General features: G+C 64.2%; 21 protein-coding genes and 1 pseudogene. 12 read left to right on the forward strand and 10 right to left on the reverse strand.

The genetic code is table 11. The features are described from left to right. Positions 1-266: 266 nt before the first annotated feature. Both ACVMB0_RS25800 and ACVMB0_RS25805 read right to left on the reverse strand, forming a co-directional pair. Positions 267-746 (reverse strand): hypothetical protein, encoded by a 480-nt coding sequence (locus tag ACVMB0_RS25800; RefSeq protein ID WP_456754924.1) that lies wholly within the window; start codon positions 744-746, stop codon positions 267-269. Positions 747-816: 70 nt separating this feature from the next. Next, positions 817-1,800 (reverse strand): ATP-binding protein, encoded by a 984-nt coding sequence (locus tag ACVMB0_RS25805; RefSeq protein WP_456798141.1) that lies wholly within the window; start codon positions 1,798-1,800, stop codon positions 817-819. Between the two features lie 191 nt (positions 1,801-1,991). Here ACVMB0_RS25805 and yajC point away from each other — a divergent pair, with 191 nt between their 5' ends. The 5 genes and pseudogenes from yajC to ACVMB0_RS25830 all read left to right on the forward strand — a co-directional run bounded on the left by yajC (position 1,992) and on the right by ACVMB0_RS25830 (position 6,273). After that, positions 1,992-2,348 carry a preprotein translocase subunit YajC gene (gene yajC, locus ACVMB0_RS25810; RefSeq protein WP_021081225.1) on the forward strand — a complete coding sequence of 119 codons (357 nt, stop codon included), beginning with the start codon at positions 1,992-1,994 and terminating at the stop codon, positions 2,346-2,348. Between the two features lie 40 nt (positions 2,349-2,388). Continuing rightward, positions 2,389-3,984, forward strand: a complete 1,596-nt coding sequence (secD, locus tag ACVMB0_RS25815; protein WP_456798140.1) for a protein translocase subunit SecD — start codon at positions 2,389-2,391, stop codon at positions 3,982-3,984. Positions 3,985-3,994: 10 nt separating this feature from the next. After that, a complete protein-coding gene (gene secF / locus ACVMB0_RS25820; RefSeq protein ID WP_456798139.1) occupies positions 3,995-5,023 on the forward strand; it encodes a protein translocase subunit SecF in 1,029 nt (342 codons plus the stop codon). Positions 5,024-5,028: 5 nt separating this feature from the next. Then, positions 5,029-5,412, forward strand: coding sequence for an Mth938-like domain-containing protein (locus ACVMB0_RS25825; protein ID WP_456754920.1), 384 nt, complete (start codon positions 5,029-5,031; stop codon positions 5,410-5,412). Beyond that, positions 5,409-6,273, forward strand: a pseudogene (locus tag ACVMB0_RS25830) (phytoene/squalene synthase family protein). The gene ACVMB0_RS25825 and the pseudogene ACVMB0_RS25830 overlap by 4 nt, the downstream one beginning before the upstream one ends. On the opposite strand, the gene ACVMB0_RS25835 reads toward ACVMB0_RS25830, so the two are convergent. The 4 genes from ACVMB0_RS25835 to ACVMB0_RS25850 form a co-directional block, all read right to left on the reverse strand. Continuing rightward, entirely contained in the window at positions 6,270-6,554 is a 285-nt protein-coding gene (locus ACVMB0_RS25835; protein WP_456798137.1) for a DUF1488 family protein, read from the reverse strand. The pseudogene ACVMB0_RS25830 and the gene ACVMB0_RS25835 overlap by 4 nt on opposite strands. Positions 6,555-6,643: 89 nt before the next feature. Next, complete coding sequence (locus ACVMB0_RS25840; RefSeq protein WP_456754917.1) at positions 6,644-7,747, reverse strand: serine/threonine protein kinase; 1,104 nt, start codon at positions 7,745-7,747, stop codon at positions 6,644-6,646. A gap of 5 nt (positions 7,748-7,752) precedes the next feature. Next, positions 7,753-9,186 (reverse strand): methylenetetrahydrofolate--tRNA-(uracil(54)-C(5))-methyltransferase (FADH(2)-oxidizing) TrmFO, encoded by a 1,434-nt coding sequence (gene trmFO, locus ACVMB0_RS25845; RefSeq protein ID WP_456754916.1) that lies wholly within the window; start codon positions 9,184-9,186, stop codon positions 7,753-7,755. Positions 9,187-9,345: 159 nt separating this feature from the next. Next, entirely contained in the window at positions 9,346-9,498 is a 153-nt protein-coding gene (locus ACVMB0_RS25850) for a DUF1127 domain-containing protein (RefSeq protein ID WP_016846063.1), read from the reverse strand. A 732-nt stretch (positions 9,499-10,230) separates the two neighbouring features. Here ACVMB0_RS25850 and ACVMB0_RS25855 point away from each other — a divergent pair. Beyond that, positions 10,231-10,515, forward strand: coding sequence for a hypothetical protein (locus ACVMB0_RS25855; protein ID WP_456754915.1), 285 nt, complete (start codon positions 10,231-10,233; stop codon positions 10,513-10,515). Between the two features lie 104 nt (positions 10,516-10,619). Here the strand turns inward: ACVMB0_RS25855 and ACVMB0_RS25860 are convergent, their stop codons facing one another. Continuing rightward, a complete protein-coding gene (locus ACVMB0_RS25860; RefSeq protein WP_461348106.1) occupies positions 10,620-11,672 on the reverse strand; it encodes an AraC family transcriptional regulator in 1,053 nt (350 codons plus the stop codon). Positions 11,673-11,958: 286 nt separating this feature from the next. Between ACVMB0_RS25860 and ACVMB0_RS25865 the strand changes: the two genes are divergently transcribed. The 3 genes from ACVMB0_RS25865 to ACVMB0_RS25875 are packed head-to-tail and all read left to right on the forward strand — an operon-like array spanning position 11,959 to position 12,583. Further along, complete coding sequence (locus ACVMB0_RS25865; RefSeq protein WP_461348107.1) at positions 11,959-12,171, forward strand: hypothetical protein; 213 nt, start codon at positions 11,959-11,961, stop codon at positions 12,169-12,171. Then, a complete protein-coding gene (locus ACVMB0_RS25870; RefSeq protein WP_461349801.1) occupies positions 12,159-12,350 on the forward strand; it encodes a hypothetical protein in 192 nt (63 codons plus the stop codon). Before ACVMB0_RS25865 ends, ACVMB0_RS25870 begins: the two co-directional genes overlap by 13 nt. Continuing rightward, positions 12,299-12,583, forward strand: coding sequence for a DUF3574 domain-containing protein (locus ACVMB0_RS25875; protein ID WP_461349710.1), 285 nt, complete (start codon positions 12,299-12,301; stop codon positions 12,581-12,583). Before ACVMB0_RS25870 ends, ACVMB0_RS25875 begins: the two co-directional genes overlap by 52 nt. A 26-nt stretch (positions 12,584-12,609) precedes the next feature. Here ACVMB0_RS25875 and ACVMB0_RS25880 read toward each other — a convergent pair whose 3' ends face one another. Then, positions 12,610-13,425: a lytic murein transglycosylase gene (locus tag ACVMB0_RS25880; protein WP_456754911.1), complete on the reverse strand. Its 816-nt coding sequence runs from the start codon at positions 13,423-13,425 to the stop codon at positions 12,610-12,612. Positions 13,426-13,655: 230 nt separating this feature from the next. Continuing rightward, positions 13,656-14,567: a DUF2189 domain-containing protein gene (locus tag ACVMB0_RS25885; protein ID WP_456754910.1), complete on the reverse strand. Its 912-nt coding sequence runs from the start codon at positions 14,565-14,567 to the stop codon at positions 13,656-13,658. Between the two features lie 286 nt (positions 14,568-14,853). Between ACVMB0_RS25885 and ACVMB0_RS25890 the strand changes: the two genes are divergently transcribed. Together ACVMB0_RS25890 and ACVMB0_RS25895 are read left to right on the forward strand one after the other, a co-directional pair. Further along, positions 14,854-15,267 carry a DUF3597 domain-containing protein gene (locus ACVMB0_RS25890; protein WP_092114034.1) on the forward strand — a complete coding sequence of 138 codons (414 nt, stop codon included), beginning with the start codon at positions 14,854-14,856 and terminating at the stop codon, positions 15,265-15,267. A 109-nt stretch (positions 15,268-15,376) separates the two neighbouring features. Beyond that, a complete protein-coding gene (locus tag ACVMB0_RS25895) occupies positions 15,377-16,168 on the forward strand; it encodes a fumarylacetoacetate hydrolase family protein (protein ID WP_456754909.1) in 792 nt (263 codons plus the stop codon). Between the two features lie 94 nt (positions 16,169-16,262). Here the strand turns inward: ACVMB0_RS25895 and ACVMB0_RS25900 are convergent, their stop codons facing one another. Next, positions 16,263-16,535, reverse strand: coding sequence for a GNAT family N-acetyltransferase (locus ACVMB0_RS25900; RefSeq protein WP_456754908.1), 273 nt, complete (start codon positions 16,533-16,535; stop codon positions 16,263-16,265). 101 nt (positions 16,536-16,636) lie between these two features. Between ACVMB0_RS25900 and ACVMB0_RS25905 the strand changes: the two genes are divergently transcribed. Next, complete coding sequence (locus tag ACVMB0_RS25905; RefSeq protein ID WP_461348108.1) at positions 16,637-17,581, forward strand: tetratricopeptide repeat protein; 945 nt, start codon at positions 16,637-16,639, stop codon at positions 17,579-17,581. Positions 17,582-17,598: the final 17 nt, after the last annotated feature.

Consider the following 17,598-nt stretch of genomic DNA (forward strand, 5'->3'; position numbering starts at 1 on the left):
ATGCCATGCGCGCGACCGAGATAATCATCCGCTGTGACATAAGAGGTACAATGATACTATTGCACTGCATCAATTTGTCGCATGGTGGTTCGGGAATAGAATTCAGGAAATTCCCAAGCAGCAGAATTTGCTTGAGAAAATGAGACACATTGATTTGGACAGGTGTGCTGACAAATTATGGTTGCGGCGCAAAATTTTGTACCTTTCTGGCATAATGGATTCCAGAAATAGCTTTCGCGGAGACCGATTCGATCCTCTGGAGCGGCTTAGATCGGCGACCAGGGGCCTCGCTCGTCGGCCAGACGCTCGACCATGTCGCGCAGGAATTGCGGTGGTCCATTCGCGTGCCACTCCCCATCCGATTGCAGCAGCAGGGGACGGCGATTGTCGCGGCTGAAGGCTTCGAGCCAGGCGCGGGCCTTTGCTTTCGGACGCATGCCGACGGCAACCGCGACGTCAACCGGAATGGTGCGCCAGACGAAGCTCGCGGGAAGGAAGATGAGATCGGACTTATCCGGACGCATCCATTCGGGCAGCGGGCTCGTTGGAGCCAGCCAACCGCAGACGAAATTCCGGCAGGGGTCGACCGGGCGCTCGTTGTAGATCGCGCATTGGCCGGCGCCACTGAAGGGACAGGGATGCCCCGGATGGACGTCGTGGTCGCGAATCCTGATCTTCAGCCAGCCATCGCAGCAGGCGGTGCACTCGCCACATCGTCTCGCAGTCGCGCTTGGGTCGGCCGGCATGAATAGAGTGTACCCATGCCGCGCCGGATTCAGAAGGCCGTCTGCGGGAATGCGCGAAGCGCGATCGGGGCTACTTGCCGCTCAGCCGTACGCCGAGCCGGCCGGCGAGCTCCTGCGTGTACTGCCAGGCGACGCGGCCCGAGCGCGATCCGCGGGTGGTCGACCATTCGAGCGCCTCGCGCTCGAGTTCGTCCTCGGCGATCTTGATACCGTAATGGTCGCAATAGCCCTTCACCATCGCGAGGTACTCGTCCTGGCTGCAGCGGTGGAAGCCGAGCCAGAGGCCGAAGCGATCCGACAGCGACACCTTCTCCTCGACGGCTTCGCCCGGATTGATCGCGGTCGAACGCTCGTTCTCGATCATCTCGCGCGCCAACAGATGCCGGCGGTTCGAGGTCGCATAGAGGATGACGTTGTCGGGGCGCCCCTCGATACCGCCTTCCAGCACGGCCTTGAGCGATTTGTAGGACGCGTCATTGCCGTCGAAGGAGAGGTCGTCGCAGAACACGATGAAGCGGAAGGCGGAGCTGCGCAAAAGCTCCATCAGGCCGGGCAGGCTCTCGATGTCCTCGCGGTGGATCTCGATCAGCTTCAGCCGGTCGGCCGGCTTGCGGTCGACATTGATGCTGGCGTGAGTGGCCTTGACCAGCGACGACTTGCCCATGCCGCGGGCGCCCCACAGCAGCGCATTGTTGGCGGGCAGCCCGTCGGCGAAGCGCTCGGTATTCTCCATCAGGATGTCGCGCATCCGGTCGACGCCCTTGAGCAGGGCGATCTCGACGCGGCTGACACGCGGCACCGGCGCCAGGCGGCCGTCCGGATGCCAGACAAAGGCGTCCGCGGCGGCAAACGACTCGGCCGGATCGGGGGCCGGGGAATTGGCCGCGAGGCGGCTCGCAATGGTCTCCAGGGCGTTCGCGATCCGCTCGGCGGTCGCGCCGTCGAGCTGAGCTTCCGGGCGTTTTGTCGCGGTGTTTGCGGCACGCTTGGCGGCCGCTTTGGGGGCGGCTTTGCGGGTTGTTTTACTGGTGGTTTTTTTGGCTTTTTTCGACATTTGTCCAGTTCCTGACGGCGCAGCCTTATCGGGCTGGCGGCGGTCCCGCAAGCGCCCTAAATGAAGGCCCGTTAACGTTGCAATTGGGACCGCGGCCGCTATAGTCCGCGCGAATTTGTCCGGACCGCCATACCGCCCCGAAGCTCGAGGGCGCTGCCGGTCCTTTCCCGTCTTATCCGAGGATCGTTCGAATGCTGATTACTCCTGCGTTTGCTCAGGCTGGAGCAAGTGGTGACACCAACAGCATGTTGATGTCGCTGCTGCCATTCGCGCTGATCTTCGTCATCATGTACTTCCTGATTCTGCGCCCGCAGCAGAAGAAGGTGCGCGACCATGCGGACCTCGTGAAGAACATCCGCCGCGGCGACACCGTGGTGACCTCGGGCGGCCTGGTCGGCAAGGTGACCAAGGTCGTCGACGACGACCAGATCGAATTCGAGATTTCGGACGGCGTTCGCGTGCGGCAGATGCGCCAGATGATTTCGGGCGTGCGGACCAAGGGCGAGCCGGCCAAGGGCGACGCCAAGGACGAGGCGTCCGCGAGCTGATTGCCGCGGAGCCTTTTGCCGAATCTGACAGGTCAATTCGATGTTGTATTTCACGCGGTGGCGAGCGCTGGGGATCATCCTGACAGCGCTGGTGGTCTGCCTGTGCGCCGTGCCCAATTTCTTCCCCGAAGCGCAGGTCAAGACCTGGCCGGCCTGGGCGCAGCGGCGTCTCGTGCTCGGCCTCGATTTGCAGGGCGGCTCGTATCTGCTGCTCGAGGTCGACGCCAACTACGTGAAGAAGGAAAAGCTCGAACAGGTTCGCGACGACGTCCGCAAGGCGCTGCGTGACGCCAAGATCCAGTTCGTCGGGGGCGTGCAGATTCGCAACGACGGTGTCGAGGCCCGGATCGCGAAGGAAACCGACGTTCCGGCCGCGCTCGCCAAGCTTCGCGAGGTTGCGCAGCCGATCGGCGGGTTGCTCGGCTCCAGCGGCCAGCGCGATGTCGACGTGACCGATGCGGGCGGCGGCTTGATCCGCCTCACGGTATCGCAGCCCGCGATGATCGAGCGGATGCGCAAGACCATCGAACAGTCGATCCAGATCGTCGAACGCCGCGTCAACGAACTCGGCACCGTCGAGCCGGTGATCCAGCGCCAGGGCACCGACCGCATCCTGGTGCAGGTGCCGGGCCTGCAGGACCCGACCCATCTGAAGGAGCTGCTCGGCAAGACCGCGAAGATGGAATTCCGGATGGTCGACACCTCGGTGTCACCCGATCAGGGCACGGTGCCGCCGGACTCCGAGCGGCTGATGAGCGCGTCGCCGCCGCCGGTTCCCTACATCGTGAAGAAGCAGGTACTGGTGTCCGGCGGCGAGCTTTCCGACGCCCAGCCCGGCTTTGACCAGCGCACCGGCGAGGCGATCGTCAGCTTCAAGTTCAACACGTCGGGGGCGCGCAAATTCGCGCAGGCGACCGCCGACAATGTCGGCCAGCCGTTTGCGATCGTGCTCGACAACAAGGTGATCTCGGCACCGGTGATCCGCGAGCCGATCACCGGCGGACAGGGCCAGATCTCCGGCAGCTTCACCGTGCAGTCGGCCAACGATCTGGCGATCCTGATGCGCGCCGGCGCGCTGCCGGCGCCGCTGACCGTGGTCGAGGAGCGCACCGTCGGCCCCGGCCTCGGCCAGGACTCGATCGAGAAGGGCGAGCTTGCCGCCTATGTCGGTTCGATCCTGGTCATCGTGTTCATGCTGATCACCTATCGGCTGTTCGGCGTGTTCGCCAACATTGCCGTGGCCATTAACGTCGCCATGATCTTCGGGCTGCTGTCGCTGCTCAACGCCACGCTGACCTTGCCAGGCATCGCCGGCATCGTGCTGACCGTCGGCATCGCGGTCGACTCCAACGTGCTGATCTACGAGCGCATTCGCGAGGAATTGCGCGGCGGCCGCAACGCGATCTCGGCGATCGACGCCGGGTTCAAGCGGGCGCTGGCGACGATTCTCGACTCCAACATCACCACCTTCATTGCCGCCGCCGTGCTGTTCTACATCGGCACCGGACCGGTCCGCGGCTTTGCCGTGACGCTCGGCATCGGCATCATCACCACGGTGTTCACCGCCTTTACCCTGACGCGCCTGATCGTCGCGGCGTGGGTGCGGTGGAAGCGGCCGCAAACCGTGCCGATCTGAGAGGCCTGTTGTGACTCATATCGTTCTCATTGGCCTTGGCATCCTGATCGCCGTGCTGACCGTCGTCGCGGCGCTCGGCCTGCTGCCGTCGCTGCGGATCGTGCCTGACGACACGCATTTCGACTTCACGCGCTTTCGCCGCATCAGCTTCCCGATCTCGGCGCTGCTCTCGATCCTTGCGATCACGCTGTTCTTCACCCACGGCCTGAATTTCGGCATCGACTTCAAGGGTGGCACGCTGCTCGAGGTGCGGTCCAAGTCCGGCACGGCCGACATTGCCGCGATGCGCACGACCTTGAACGGCCTTGGCCTCGGCGAGGTCCAGTTGCAGCAGTTCGGCGGTCCGGACGAAGTCCTGATCCGCGTCGCAGAGCAGCCCGGGGGCGACAAGGCGCAACAGGATGCGGTGACGAAAGTGCGCGGCGCGCTCGGCGAGTCCGTCGATTACCGCCGCGTCGAAGTGGTGGGGCCGCGCGTCTCCGGCGAGCTGCTCGCCTACGGCATGCTCGGGCTGATGTTCGCGATCGTCGGCATCCTGATCTATCTCTGGTTCCGGTTCGAGTGGCAGTTCGCGCTCGGCGCCATGATCGCCAACGTCCACGACATCGTGCTGACGATCGGCTTTATGTCGATCACCCAGGTCGATTTCGACCTCACCAGCATCGCGGCGCTGCTGACGATTCTCGGCTACTCGCTCAACGACACCGTCGTCATCTACGACCGTATCCGCGAGATGTTGCGGCGCTACAAGAAGATGCCGATGCCGCAGCTGCTCAACGAATCGATCAACTCGACGCTGTCGCGCTCGATCATCACCCACGTCACCGTGACGCTGGCGCTGCTTGCGCTGCTGCTGTTCGGCGGCCAGGCGATCCACAGCTTCACGGCAGTCATGATGTTCGGCGTGGTGCTGGTCGGCACCTATACCTCGATCTTCATCGCGGCGCCGATCCTGATCTATCTCGGGGTTCACACCACGCGCGGCGAGGTGCAGGACGCGCCGGCCAAGAAGCCGGACGCGGCGGCAGCCAAGAAGTAACCGGCATGAGCAATTCCTCGGACGCTCCCCATCTTCCGAGGTCGGCGCCGATCGAGGCTTACGGCAAGGGCGGTTTTGCGTTTGCCGATATGTCGCATCGCGGCTCGCTGCTGTGCCTGCCTGACTCGATCTGGGCCTGGCCGGTCACCAGGCCGCAGGAGATCGATGAATATTCGCTGCAGAGGGTGTTCGCGGCGGCCAACGCGATCGACACGCTGATCGTCGGCACGGGCACCGAGGTCTGGGTGCCGCCCACGGGCCTGCGCGAGGCGCTGCGCGCGGTGCGGGTGGTGCTCGACCCGATGCAGACGGGGCCCGCGATCCGGACCTACAACATCATGCTGGGCGAACGGCGGCGTGTCGCGGCGGCGCTGATCGCGGTGCCATGAGAGCGACGGAAGCGCCAAAGGACGGCGCGGCGTTCTGCGCCGATTTGGTGCGGACCCACGATTTCGTGCGCTATGCGTCGACCTTGTTCCTGGCGGGGCCGGAACGCCGCGCGCTGCTGGCGCTCTACGCCTTCAACATCGAGGTCTCGCGGGTGCACGAGCAGGTCAGCCAGCCGCTGCCCGGCGAGATGCGGCTGCAATGGTGGACCGACATGCTTGCCGGTGCCGGGCACGGCGGCGTCGAGGGCAATCCGGTCGCCGCAGAACTGCTGCAGGCGATCCGCACGCACCGTCTGCCGGTCTCGCCGTTGTCAAAGCTGGTCGAGGAGCACCAGTTCGATCTCTACAACGACCCGATGCCGTCGCTGGCCGCGCTCGAGGGCTATCTCGACGCAACCGCGGCTGCGTTGTTCTCGCAGGCGACGCGCGTGGTCGCACGGCCATCCGAGGCGATCGATCACCTGGTCCGTCATGCGGGCCTCGCCCAGGGCATGGCGCAAGTCATCGCCTCGCTGGGCCGCGATGCCTCGCGGCAGCAGCTGTTTCTGCCGCTGGAGCTGCTGCCAGCAGCACGGCAGCAGCAGGGAGGAGGTGTTTGCGGGCAAGCCGACGCCGGGCATTCGCGCTGCGGTCGACCAATTCGCGGACGAGGCGAAGGGCCATCTCAGGACCGCATTCGGGCTGCTTGCCGACGTGCCGTCCGGCGTACGTCCGATCTTCCTGCCGCTCGCCTGTGTCAGGCGCGAGCTGAACCGGGCGAGGGGGCCCGACAACGATCCGTTCCGGCCGCAGCCGGTCTCACGCCTGCGCACGCTGTGGACGTTGTGGCGGGCTGCGCGCACCGAAGAGTTCGGCAGCTAGCTGCTCTGCTTCGAAATATGCTTGGTGAAGATCCGGATCGTCGCGCCCCGGAAGGCCGGGCCGCTGTCGTAGATGTCCGATGCGATTTGCTCGACCGCGTCGCGCAGCGCAACGAATTGCGCCTGCCGCGCCATGCTTGCGGTTCCACGCGTGCCGGCCAGCTCGTCCATCGCGGCGTCGCTGATCTGGCATTCGATTTCCTGATCGCCGTTCATCATGGTGAAGCCGAACGCCAGGCGTTCGGAATCATATCCCCCGATACGGCCACGGGTGAGTGGCATCAAACTTGTCCCTTGCGCGCGCTAGCGTTGCAACAGTGGGGGTTCGCACCGCGTTTGTCGAGGGCCGTGCGCCGCGAACTGCGGGCGCCTTAGCGCGCCTGCCGATCCATCTCGGCTACTTCGAAATTGAAGCGATCGCGCAGATTTTTGCGTTGCTCGAGGATGTCCTTGAGGAACTCGCGATCGGCGTCGTTTCGCATCAGCGGCTCGATCAGGTCGACCTGATTCATCGCGACGAGTTGCAGGATTTCGGTGCGCGGCTTGCCGGCCGCATCGCGCGGCAATGCGTGCACGATCTGGATGTGTTCGGGCGGCTTGATGCCCTTGGCGGAGGCAAGCTCGCTGCGCAGCGTCCTTTCCAGCGCGGACTGATCGGCCTCGACGAAGGCGTAGAGTCCGACGCCGACGCGCCGATCGGCAAAGGCGACGATCGCGGTGTCGCGCACGCCAGGATTCCTGCGGATCAAATCGATCAGCACCGGCGCGTCGTTGACCAGCCGGCGGCCGCCGCCTTCGCGGTCGGTGAAATTGAAGATGCCGCGCGTGATCGCCTGATAGACCTTCTTGCCGGTCTTGAGCCAGACGCTTGCGACCGCGGACTTCTTCGCCAGCACCTTGCGCTCCCTTGGCGTCAGCGCCTCCGGCGCGTAGCTGCGCTTGTGCTTCAACAGATGCCGCAGATCCTCGTAGGCCGCGATGCGAAACAGCCGGCTGCGGGTCTTGAAGCAGGCGGCGAGCTGGAAGTCGGTGAGATAGGCGCGGCCGTCGCGGCCGACCAGCCAGTTCTGCTCCTTGGCCAGATCGTTGTGGCAGATGCCGGCGCGATGCAGCTTGCGCAACGCCTGCTTGGCGGAGCGGAAATAGGCGACGTCGCCATGTGGCTTCGCCAGATGCAGCGCCGCACCGTCGATGAAGCCGCGCACCAGCGCGCGCCGCCCGGCCCACAACAGCTTTGGCCCGACGTCGAGGTCGCGTGCCCGGGTCAGCGCGCGGCGCTCGCGCGAGAACAGATGCAGCGCGACCCCAAATGACCAGAACGGCACCTGATCGAGCCGGCGCAGCACGCCATCGACCTCGCCGTCATCGGCGCGAAAGCGGCCGCGCTCGACGGTCGAGAACACGTCGCGCTTGAGCAGCACGCCCTGGCTCCATCGCGCCGACAGGGTGGCGTCGTCGTCTTTCGGCAAGCTCATGACTGTCAGGCCGCTGCCGCAATGCGCAGATGTTCTGCGATCCAGTGATCGAGGTCGGCGAGCGCCCGCGCGCTCATCGCCTGCTTCTTGGCGACGGTCTTCTCGTTGCCGCGCAGCCGCGAGCCGTCCGGCTTCTTGGTCGGAGGGCTGGCCAGCGGCGGGAACAGACCGAAATTGATGTTCATCGGCTGGAACGAGCGCGAGCCGGCGTCGATCGTTTCGATGTGGCCGCCGGTGATGTGGCCGAGCAGGGCGCCGAGCGCGGTGGTGGCCGGCGGCGGCGGCAGCGCGGCGCCGCGGATATCGGCGGCGGCGCAGAGGCCCGCAATCAGGCCGACGCTGGCCGATTCGACATAGCCCTCGCATCCGGTCATCTGGCCGGCGAAGCGCAGCCGCGGCTGCGCGCGCAGGCGCAGCTGCGCGTCGAGCAGTTTCGGCGAATTCAGGAAGGTGTTGCGATGCAGGCCGCCGAGGCGGGCGAATTCCGCCTTCTCGAGGCCGGGGATGGTGCGGAACACGCGCTGCTGCGCGCCGTGCTTCAGCTTGGTCTGGAAGCCGACGATATTGTAGAGCGTGCCGAGCTTGTTGTCCTGCCGCAGCTGGACGATCGCATAAGGCTTCACCGTCGGATTGTGCGGATTGGTCAATCCGACCGGCTTCATCGGCCCGTGACGCAGCGTCTCGTGGCCGCGTTCGGCCATCACCTCGACCGGGAGGCAGCCGTCGAAATAGGGCGTGTTGGTCTCCCAATCCTTGAAGTCGACCTTCTCGCCATCGCGCAGCGCCGCGACGAAGCCATCATACTGCTCCCTGGTCATCGGGCAGTTGATGTAGTCGGCGCCGGTGCCGCCGGGTCCGACCTTGTCGTAGCGCGACTGGAACCAGGCCACCGACATGTCGATGGATTCCTTGTGCACGATCGGCGCGATCGCATCGAAGAATGCCAGCGCATTCTCGTCGGTGAGCTGCCGGATGGCGTCGGCGAGCGGCGCGGAGGTGAGGGGGCCGGTCGCAACGATGACGTTGCTCCAGTCGGCCGGCGGCAGCCCAGCGACTTCCTCGCGGCTGATCTCGATCAGCGGATGCTCGTTGAGCGCTTTGGTGACCGCGGCGGAGAAGCCGTCGCGATCGACCGCCAGCGCGCCGCCGGCGGGCACCTGGTTGGCATCGGCCGAACGCATGATCAGCGAGCCCAGCCGCCGCATCTCGGCGTGCAGTAGCCCCACCGCGTTATTGGCGGCGTCGTCGGAGCGGAACGAGTTCGAGCAGACCAGTTCGGCGCAGCCGTCGGTGCGGTGCGCCTCGGTCATCCGCTGCGGGCGCATTTCGTGCAGGACGGCGCGGACGCCGGAATTGGCGACCTGCCAGGCGGCTTCCGAGCCGGCGAGCCCCGCGCCCACGATGTGCACGGGTTGGGAAGAGGATTGATGCGGTGTCATCGCGCAGCGTTAGCGCGTTTCGAGACCATATGCATCTGAAACCGCCAAAAGCGCTTTCAAGCGAAGTGGATACCGGTTCGCGTTGGGCAGAGCGGCCCGGAAACGATAACGCCCGCTGTGGAAGCGGGCGTTATCCGTCATCAGATGGCTGGCGGCCGATTAGCCGTTGTAGGTACCGGCGGCAACGCGCGGAATGTCCGAGCGGTCGAGGCCGATATCGGCCAGTTCGCGATCGCTGAGCTGGGACAGTTCGCTGACATTGCGCTGATAATCCCGGAAAGCCTGGATCATGCGGATGAGCGAGAGCAACATGGTAGTCTCCTAGTAGTTCAGATTCAGCTTTTCCAAAGCCTCATCGTTGAACTGAATATAGATGGTATAGTGCAGTGCGGTAGTTCCGATGTTGCGATGCAGCTAAGCTGAAAACGCATGGCCACGGTAAGTTTCGATTAACCGTTCGGCGTTCTCGGGACCGGGCTGCAGCCAGAAGTCCCGCCGAGGCGGCAGATCATGCGGAAACCTTACCAATATCAGTCTGTTACCGGAATGAGGCTGCCTCCGTCGCCGCCCCCTATGTGGTAATTAAGGACCGTCAAATCAAGTCTCGACACCGCTCTGCCGCTTGGATCACGGCGGCGTGTTCCATGCGTGATTCGCATGCAAAGGGATGACATTAATCTGAATATATATTCATCATATGGCTGTCCCAATACATCAGCTAATGTCGCGTCAATCAGCCGCATTGACGGCAGAGGTAATTCGATCCTGCGGAAGAGCGGGGAATGCGCCGCGCGCGCCAAGTCGCATGACTTGTGCTGCTGGTTATCGGAAGTCGATGTCGTTTAAGTGAACCAGTAAGCAAAGCTATTGCGGCACTGCTTCCTTACCGGCTTGTAATCAAAACACTATGCAACGCATGCGCGATACGCGCGCCGCGCCTATCACATTTGTATCGCGCGAAGTTCATTCTGAACGGTGGCGTGAACAGCGAATAATCGTCCCGCAGATTCCGCAATCACGCTGGTGTCTGTTCAAGAAAAGAAGATGGAACATCTCATGATCAAGACATTGATCGCAGCAGCCGCCGTGGCTGCCGTTGCTTTCGCTGTTGCGCCCGCCCAGGCCGCTCATCGTCACCATGCCGGCCTCGGCTGCAGCGGTGCCAACCTCGGCAAGACCGAAGCCGCAGTCGAAGCTATGGCCGACAATGAGGTCAAATTCGGGGCGGAGAGGGAAGTCTCGCTCGCTCAGGACGCGATGCTGAACAACAAGTGGGGCGCCTGCGGCGAGCACCTCAGCAAGGCTGCTGAAGCCAGCATGGCGAAGTAAGGTTTGATGATGACGATGAGGGCCGATTGCCTGGGGCAATCGGCCCTTAGATTTGGCTGGAGCGTGATCGGCCCGGCCGCGCGGGCGCCCTGCTCGAATGCCGTTCACGTGTTCGTGCCGATGATCAGCCCTGTTCGCGCCGACTCACGCACGTCCGAGGGGGACGCTCCGTATTGCCTGCGAAAGCTGCGGTTGAAATAGGACACGTCGCCGAAACCGACCTCGAAGGCGACTGCGCTCACAGGCCGATCGGCGTAGCGCGGATTGACGAGCAATCGATGTGCTCGTGCGAGACGGCGCCCAAGCACGAATTGTGAGAATGTGGTCCCGTCGCCTTCAAATAACCGTTGCACCTGGCGCGGGGTGACGGCCTGCCGCCGCGCGACAGCCGCAACCGTGAGGTTACCATGGTCGAGATGGTCGATGATGTCGGCTTTGATGGCGCGCAGCCGCGCCGCGCGGACGCCTCGCCCATGGGCAAGAGCCGCGGCATCTCGTGTTGCGCCGAGCGCCACCGCGATCAGATCGTGCACATGCGAGGCCACGTGGTGCCGTAGCTGAGGCGTGGCAAGCGCATAGTCCTCTTGCAGGGCCCCGACATAGCTCACCAGCAATTTCAACGCTTCGGTGGAGCGCGCAATAGGCTGCATCACGGCGGAATCGAGGCTGCTCACCAGCGGCGCCAGCGCCGGCCGTGGAACGTGAAGGCACAGAATATTCGCCGGGGCGGGGCAGACCATCGCGACCGGATCCGCCGAGCTGAGCAACAGGCCGTCGCCGGCACTCCACGCGACCTCGCGTCCACGCTGCACCATCGTGGCATCGTGCGAACCCATCACCAGGACCAGCCCGTCGTTGCCATCCGCCAACTGTTCGGCGCCCCGCTCGTAGCGAAACGCCGACATGCTGGCTGACGTGATGGACAGCCCGGGCAGCGTCCGCACGGTCACGTCCGCATGCAAAGAATGATCCGGCAGTGGCGCGAGGTCGGCCTTCAGCACCAGCCGGCCGTACAGATCGCGCCACGCGGCCATACGGTCCTGCTCGGCAAAATCTTCCAGGGAGAACCGGGAAACTGCAACGTCGTGGGCGGTCGAGGTCATCGGCAAACTCAGGCTGTCGCAACAGATGTCGCCGAATTGACGCGTCTGGTTCACCGAGGCGACCCGGTTCGGTGGCAACAAACGCACGCGACGCAGGGCTTCTAGCCAATGACTTGGCTGCGTCAAAGCGCCCTAGGTCTGTTCCATCCGCGGTTCCTCCCTGCGACAAGTGCAGCCCGAGGTGGAACTCACGTCCCATTGACCCAAACGTGTCCGGATACCGACCTGCCAGGGGCGTTTTCATCCAATGCGTTGTCGCGCTTGTCCAAGCCGGCGGGCGGACAAGTCGCTAAACCTATCGTGCAAGATCGAGCTGCTCGCAGAAGGATAGATAACTTTGATGCAACTTTTGCATGTTGATGCCACACCCGGCGACGTCGGGCTTGCCATTGGCATCCTTGTCATGGGCATCCTTGTCACGGGCATCATCGGTGCACTGGCCCTGTTCCTCGGAATGCGCCTGTCTGCCTGGACCGTGGACCGGACCGCAACACTCAAGACGTCGCCGGCCGGAGTGGCAAACCTCACAGGTCGAATTTCATGCGCGCACTGATCCACGCCGCGGCGTGGCTTGTCCTCGTTGCGGGAACCAACACATCCAACGCCGAAGGCGCAGCAACGTCCTGCCAGCTGATCAATGGCAAGTCGATGATGCAGGCGAACTGCTGTTTGGGCGTCGTATCGCCGGACATGGCCGCGTATCGGACGCCCAGTGGTCGGACTTCCTTCTGAAGGAGGTGACACCGCGCTTTCCGGATGGATTGACCCAGCTCAGGGCTTCCGGCCAATGGCGCGACCCGGACACGGGCCGGATCACACACGAGCAGTCCTTTGTCGTGCGCATCATCGCTGCCGAGACCCCGGAGACCTTGGCTCGCCTGACCCAGATCGGCGCCGCATACAGGCAGCGCTTTCATCAACAGTCGGTTGGCCTCACGCTCTCGACCACTTGCGCATCGTTCTGACCACCCGCTGTAAATAGCGACGTACCCTATGGCGCCTTAGCGAGTTGGGTGGCGAAGTAGCCGATCGTCTTGGCGTAGACCTCGCTCTTGTTCCACTGCTGGATTACCGCAAAATTCTCGCTGCCGGGCTCCCAGCCCTTGCCCGGCTTCCAGCCGTAGCTCTTCAGGAAATTCGCCGTCGAGGCCAGCACGTCCGGCACATTGTGCAAGAGGTCGCGTTTGCCGTTGCCGTCGAAATCGACCGCGAACTTGATGTAGGACGACGGCATGAACTGGGTCTGGCCGAGCTCGCCGGCCCAGGCGCCACGCATGTCCTGCGGAGCAAGGTCGCCGCGCTCGACGATGCGCAGCGCATCCATCAACTCGGCCTTGAACATGTCGGAGCGGCGGCAGTCATAGGCCAGCGTGGCCAGCGAGCGCATGGTCGGAAACTTGCCGGTGTTGACGCCGAAATCGGTCTCCAGCCCCCAGATCGCGACCAGGATCTCGCCCGGCACGCCGTAAGCCTCTTCGATCCGCGACAGCACCGAGCCGTAGCGCTTCATCATGTCGGAGCCGCGATTGAGCCGCGGCGGCACCATGCGGCCCGAGAACTGCTCGAAGGTCTGGCTGAACACCTGCTGCGAATGGTCGCGTGCCAGGATCGCCTTGTCCTGGGTGACGCCGTTGAGCCCCGCCTGGATCGCGTTCTGTGAAATGCCCTTCGCCGCAGCCTCTTTCTTGAAATCGTCGAGCCAGGACTCGAACGTGCCCGTGCCGCACTGGGCGGCGAGCGCGGACGCGGTCGAGGTCAGGAGCCACGCGCCAACGGCGAGGGCGCGAACGGGAATGCGAGAGGTCATAGGCAATTCACTCCGGAGTCTGCGATGTCATCGGGTGGTCGCGCAAGGCGCGGGTATGTTCGCGGCAACAGCGGCCAAAACAAGGCTCGTGATCGAGCATTTTTGTCAGCTCGTGCTGCAAATGCCACGCCAATTTCACATCCTTTTTGACGGTCAGGTACGACAAACCGCCGGCCGAACATATCGGCCGGCGGTTGCTTTGACGTTTACGAGTTCGGGTCTAGCCGATGCTATCCGCGGTCACTGCGCCGCCACGGAAACAAATTGGCCGGGAAGTCGGCGGCGGGCTTGCGCTCGCGCGGCTCGGGGATCACCGGCCGTGCATTCGGGTCCTTGACGATGACCTCGCGATAGAGATGCCAGGTGGCGTGACCGAGCAGCGGGATCACCACGGCAAGCCCGAGGAAGAACGGGATCGTGCCCAGCACCAGCAGCACCGCGACGATCAGGCCCCAGGCCGCCATCGGCACTGGGTTCTGCGCAACGGCGCGCATCGACGTCACCATGGCTTCGCCGGCGGTCGCCTGGCGATCGAGCATCATGGGGAAAGCGACCACGCTGATGCAGAGCGCGACCAGCGCGAACAGGAATCCGACGCTGCAGCCGACCACGATCAGCCACCAGCCTTGCTGAGTGGTCAGCACGCGCTCGGCAAAATCGGGAATGTCGGCCGCGATCGCATAGCCGAACACGGCGGTGTAGATCGCCTGCGCGGTGGCGATCCAGGTCACGAACAGGGCGAACAGCAGTGTTCCGACCCCGAGCATCGCGCCGAATGACGGCGAGCGAAACACCTCCATGGCATCCCATGCGGATGCTTCCCCGCCGTCCTCGCGGCGGCGGCTCATCTCGTAGAGGCCGATGGCGGCAAACGGGCCGAGCAGGGCGAAGCCTGCGGCCAGCGGAAACAGCAGGGGCAGCACGGAATAGCCGTGCACGGTGCGCGCAAGCACGATGCCGAGCACCGGATAGATCAGGCACAGGATGATTGCGTGGCTTGGTACCGCCTTGAAGTCTTCCCAGCCGAGACGCAGCGCTTGATGCAAATCGGACAGGCCGATGGTGCGGATGACGGGCGCAGACGCAGTGTCTCTGCCGCTCTGCGTCATCGATGTGACATTGCCTTGGTATGGTGTGGCCATGGTCGTTGTCTCCCTCTGGGCGGTCGCATTCTGCGCCCGGCGCGCGGGCACAAACCTACCGCCTCTCGAAGCGATCACGAGCAAGCCAGACGCGAAGACAGAGCAGGAACTGGCCGTGTCGCGAACTGTGTAGTGAGGGTACTCCCAAACCGCGGCAAAAGCACTCACGCTTAAGTGAATGTCGCATTGGCAAGCTATTGGAGGGGCGATACACTTGAACTGCGACCTCGGTCAGCCGGCGCATTGCCGCGTGGCCTTCACATCTCAACTCTCTTGGGAGCGAACGATGAGCATTTTCGGAAAAATCATGGGCGCGATCTTCGGCAGCAGCGCCAGCGCCGCGCCCGCCGGCGGAACGGCGACCAGCGCAGCTCCGGCTGGTGGATCCGGCAGCGCGTCGCCATCTCCCGCAGCCGTGCCGGCCGGTGCGGCGCCCGCGCAGTCGGTTGACGTCGCCCCCATTCTCGACAAGGCGGTGGCCGCGAAGGGCGAGAAGCTCGAATGGCGGACCTCGATCGTCGATCTGATGAAGGCGCTCGACATCGACTCCAGCCTGTCGGCCCGCAAGGAGCTCGCCAAGGAGCTCGGCTACACCGGCGACACCAACGATTCCGCCAGCATGAACATCTGGCTGCACAAGCAGGTGATGACCAAGCTTGCGGCCAATGGCGGCAAGCTGCCCCCGGATATCAAGCACTGACGGGATCGTCATCCCGCCTGACACGGGGGCCCGCGCCGGCGCGGGCCCTTTTTTATGGACCGGCGACTCTCTATAGATCAGCCAACAAGCAACAAGAAGGAGCTGATCCATGACTGACCTCGATCGCCGGACAATGCTTGCGACCGGCGCACTGGCACTGGCCGGCGCCGCCGCGCAGTCCGCGCCGGCCCATGCCGAGGCCGCGCCGAGAGCGATGTTTCCGGTCCCGCCGGTCACGATCCCGATCGTCGGCGCCACCGAGGTGTTCCAGGTCCGCCGCATCTACTGCATCGGCCGCAACTACGCTGCGCACGCGCTCGAGCGCGGCTCCGATCCGACCCGCGAGCCGCCGTTCTTCTTCCAGAAGCCGACGGACGCGATCCAGAATGTCGCGGTCGGCACCGTCGCCGATCATCCCTATCCCTCGCTGACCAAGAACTATCACCACGAGGTCGAACTGGTTGCCGCGCTGAAATCCGGCGGCACCAACATTCCCGCCGACAAGGCGCTCGACCACGTCTATGGCTACGCGCTCGGCCTCGACATGACGCGGCGCGATTTGCAGAACGGCATGGCCGCCGAGAAGAAGCCGTGGGAGATCGGCAAGAGCTTTGACCACGCCGCGGTGCTCGGGCCGATCCATCCGGCTGACAAGACCGGCCATTTCACCAAGGGCGCGATCTCGCTCGCGGTCAACGGCGCGGTGCGGCAGAGCTCGGATCTGAAGAACATGATCTGGAGCGTCGCCGAGCAGATCGCAAAGCTCTCCGAGGCGTTCGAGCTGAAGGCCGGCGACATCATCTATTCCGGCACCCCCGAGAATGTCGGCCCGGTCGTCAAGGGCGACGTGCTGCTCTGCAAGCTCGAGGGCTTGCCCGACATGTCGATCAAGATCGTCTGACGTCGGCGGTTCTTTGTTTGAGCATGATCTCCGCGCTAACGCCTTTGGCGTTTGTCGCGAGGGAAAACCGCTTCGCACTTTTCCGGATCATGCTCTAGCCGGCAAGATCCGCGTATTCCGGATGCTTGTTGAGGTAGTCGACCACGAAGCCGCAGCCGGCGATCACCTTGTGGCCGTCGGCGCGGATCAGCTCGAGCGCGCCCTTGACCAGCTCCGATGCGATGCCGCGGCCGCGGAGAGCGCGCGGCGTCTCGGTGTGGGTGATGATCACGGCCGAAGGCGTCCGACGGTAATTCGCAAAGGCTGTGCCGCCCTCGGTATCGAGCTCGAAGCGGTTTTGGTTCCTGTTGTCGCGGACGGCAGCCATCGCAAAATCCTGACTTGATTCACAGGACTTGATCTAAGCGCTTGAACCCGCCGGTGCAAAGCCGCGACCAACCCGCATATTGGCATTTCTGGATTGACGATATGCGCATTTTGGCCTGCCTGACCGCCGCATTGCTCGGCGCCGCCCTGACGCTGCCAAATCCTCCGCAAGCGGCTGCCGCCGATGATCCGAGCTGGCAGACCTGCATCGGCGCTGCGACGGCCCCGGGTGACCGCGTCACCGCCTGCACGGCGGTCATCGACGGCAAGACCCAGAGCGGCAGGCGGCTGGCCGGGGCCTATTGCAACCGCGGCCATGGACTGACGGAGAAGCGCGAGCTCGATGCCGCGCTCGCCGATCTCAACGAGGCGATCAAGCTCGATCCGGCGTTTGCCTGCGCCTACACCAACCGCGGCCGCGTCTACGCCTTCAAGAACGATCTCGATCATGCGATCGCCGACTACGACGAGGCGATCCGCATCGATCCCGCCTTCGCGATGGCCTACAACAACCGCGGCGATGCCTGGCTCAACAAGGGCGATCTCGACCGCGCGCTGGCCGATCTCAACCTCGCCATCAAATACAATCCGCAGCTCTCCACCGCCTATGGCAATCGCGGCTTCGTCTACTACCGCAAGCGCGACGCGGCGCATGCGATCGCTGACTTCACCGCCGAGATCAAGCTTGATCCGAACGTGCTCGCCTATATCAACCGCGGCAATGTCTATCGCGAGGCCGAGCAGCTCGACCGCGCCGCCGCCGACTACGGCGAGGCTGTGAAGCTTGCGCCGACCGATGCGCGCGGCTGGCGTAACCGCGGCATGGTCCGGCTGTTCCAGGGCGACAACAAGGGCGGGCTCGCCGATTACGACAAGGCGCTGCAATACGATCCCGCTGACGTCTATTCCTGGAACAACCGTGGCCAGGCCAAGCTGCGGCTCGGCGACAAGGCCGGCGCGGCGGCCGACTTGCGCAAGGCGCTCGAGTTGCAGCCCGACCTGAAGATCGCCAAGGAGACGCTGGCGCGCCTCGGCGGAGCGCGATGATCGACGGTGCCGCCTCC

The sequence above is a fragment of the Bradyrhizobium sp. USDA 4451 genome (assembly GCF_054822585.1).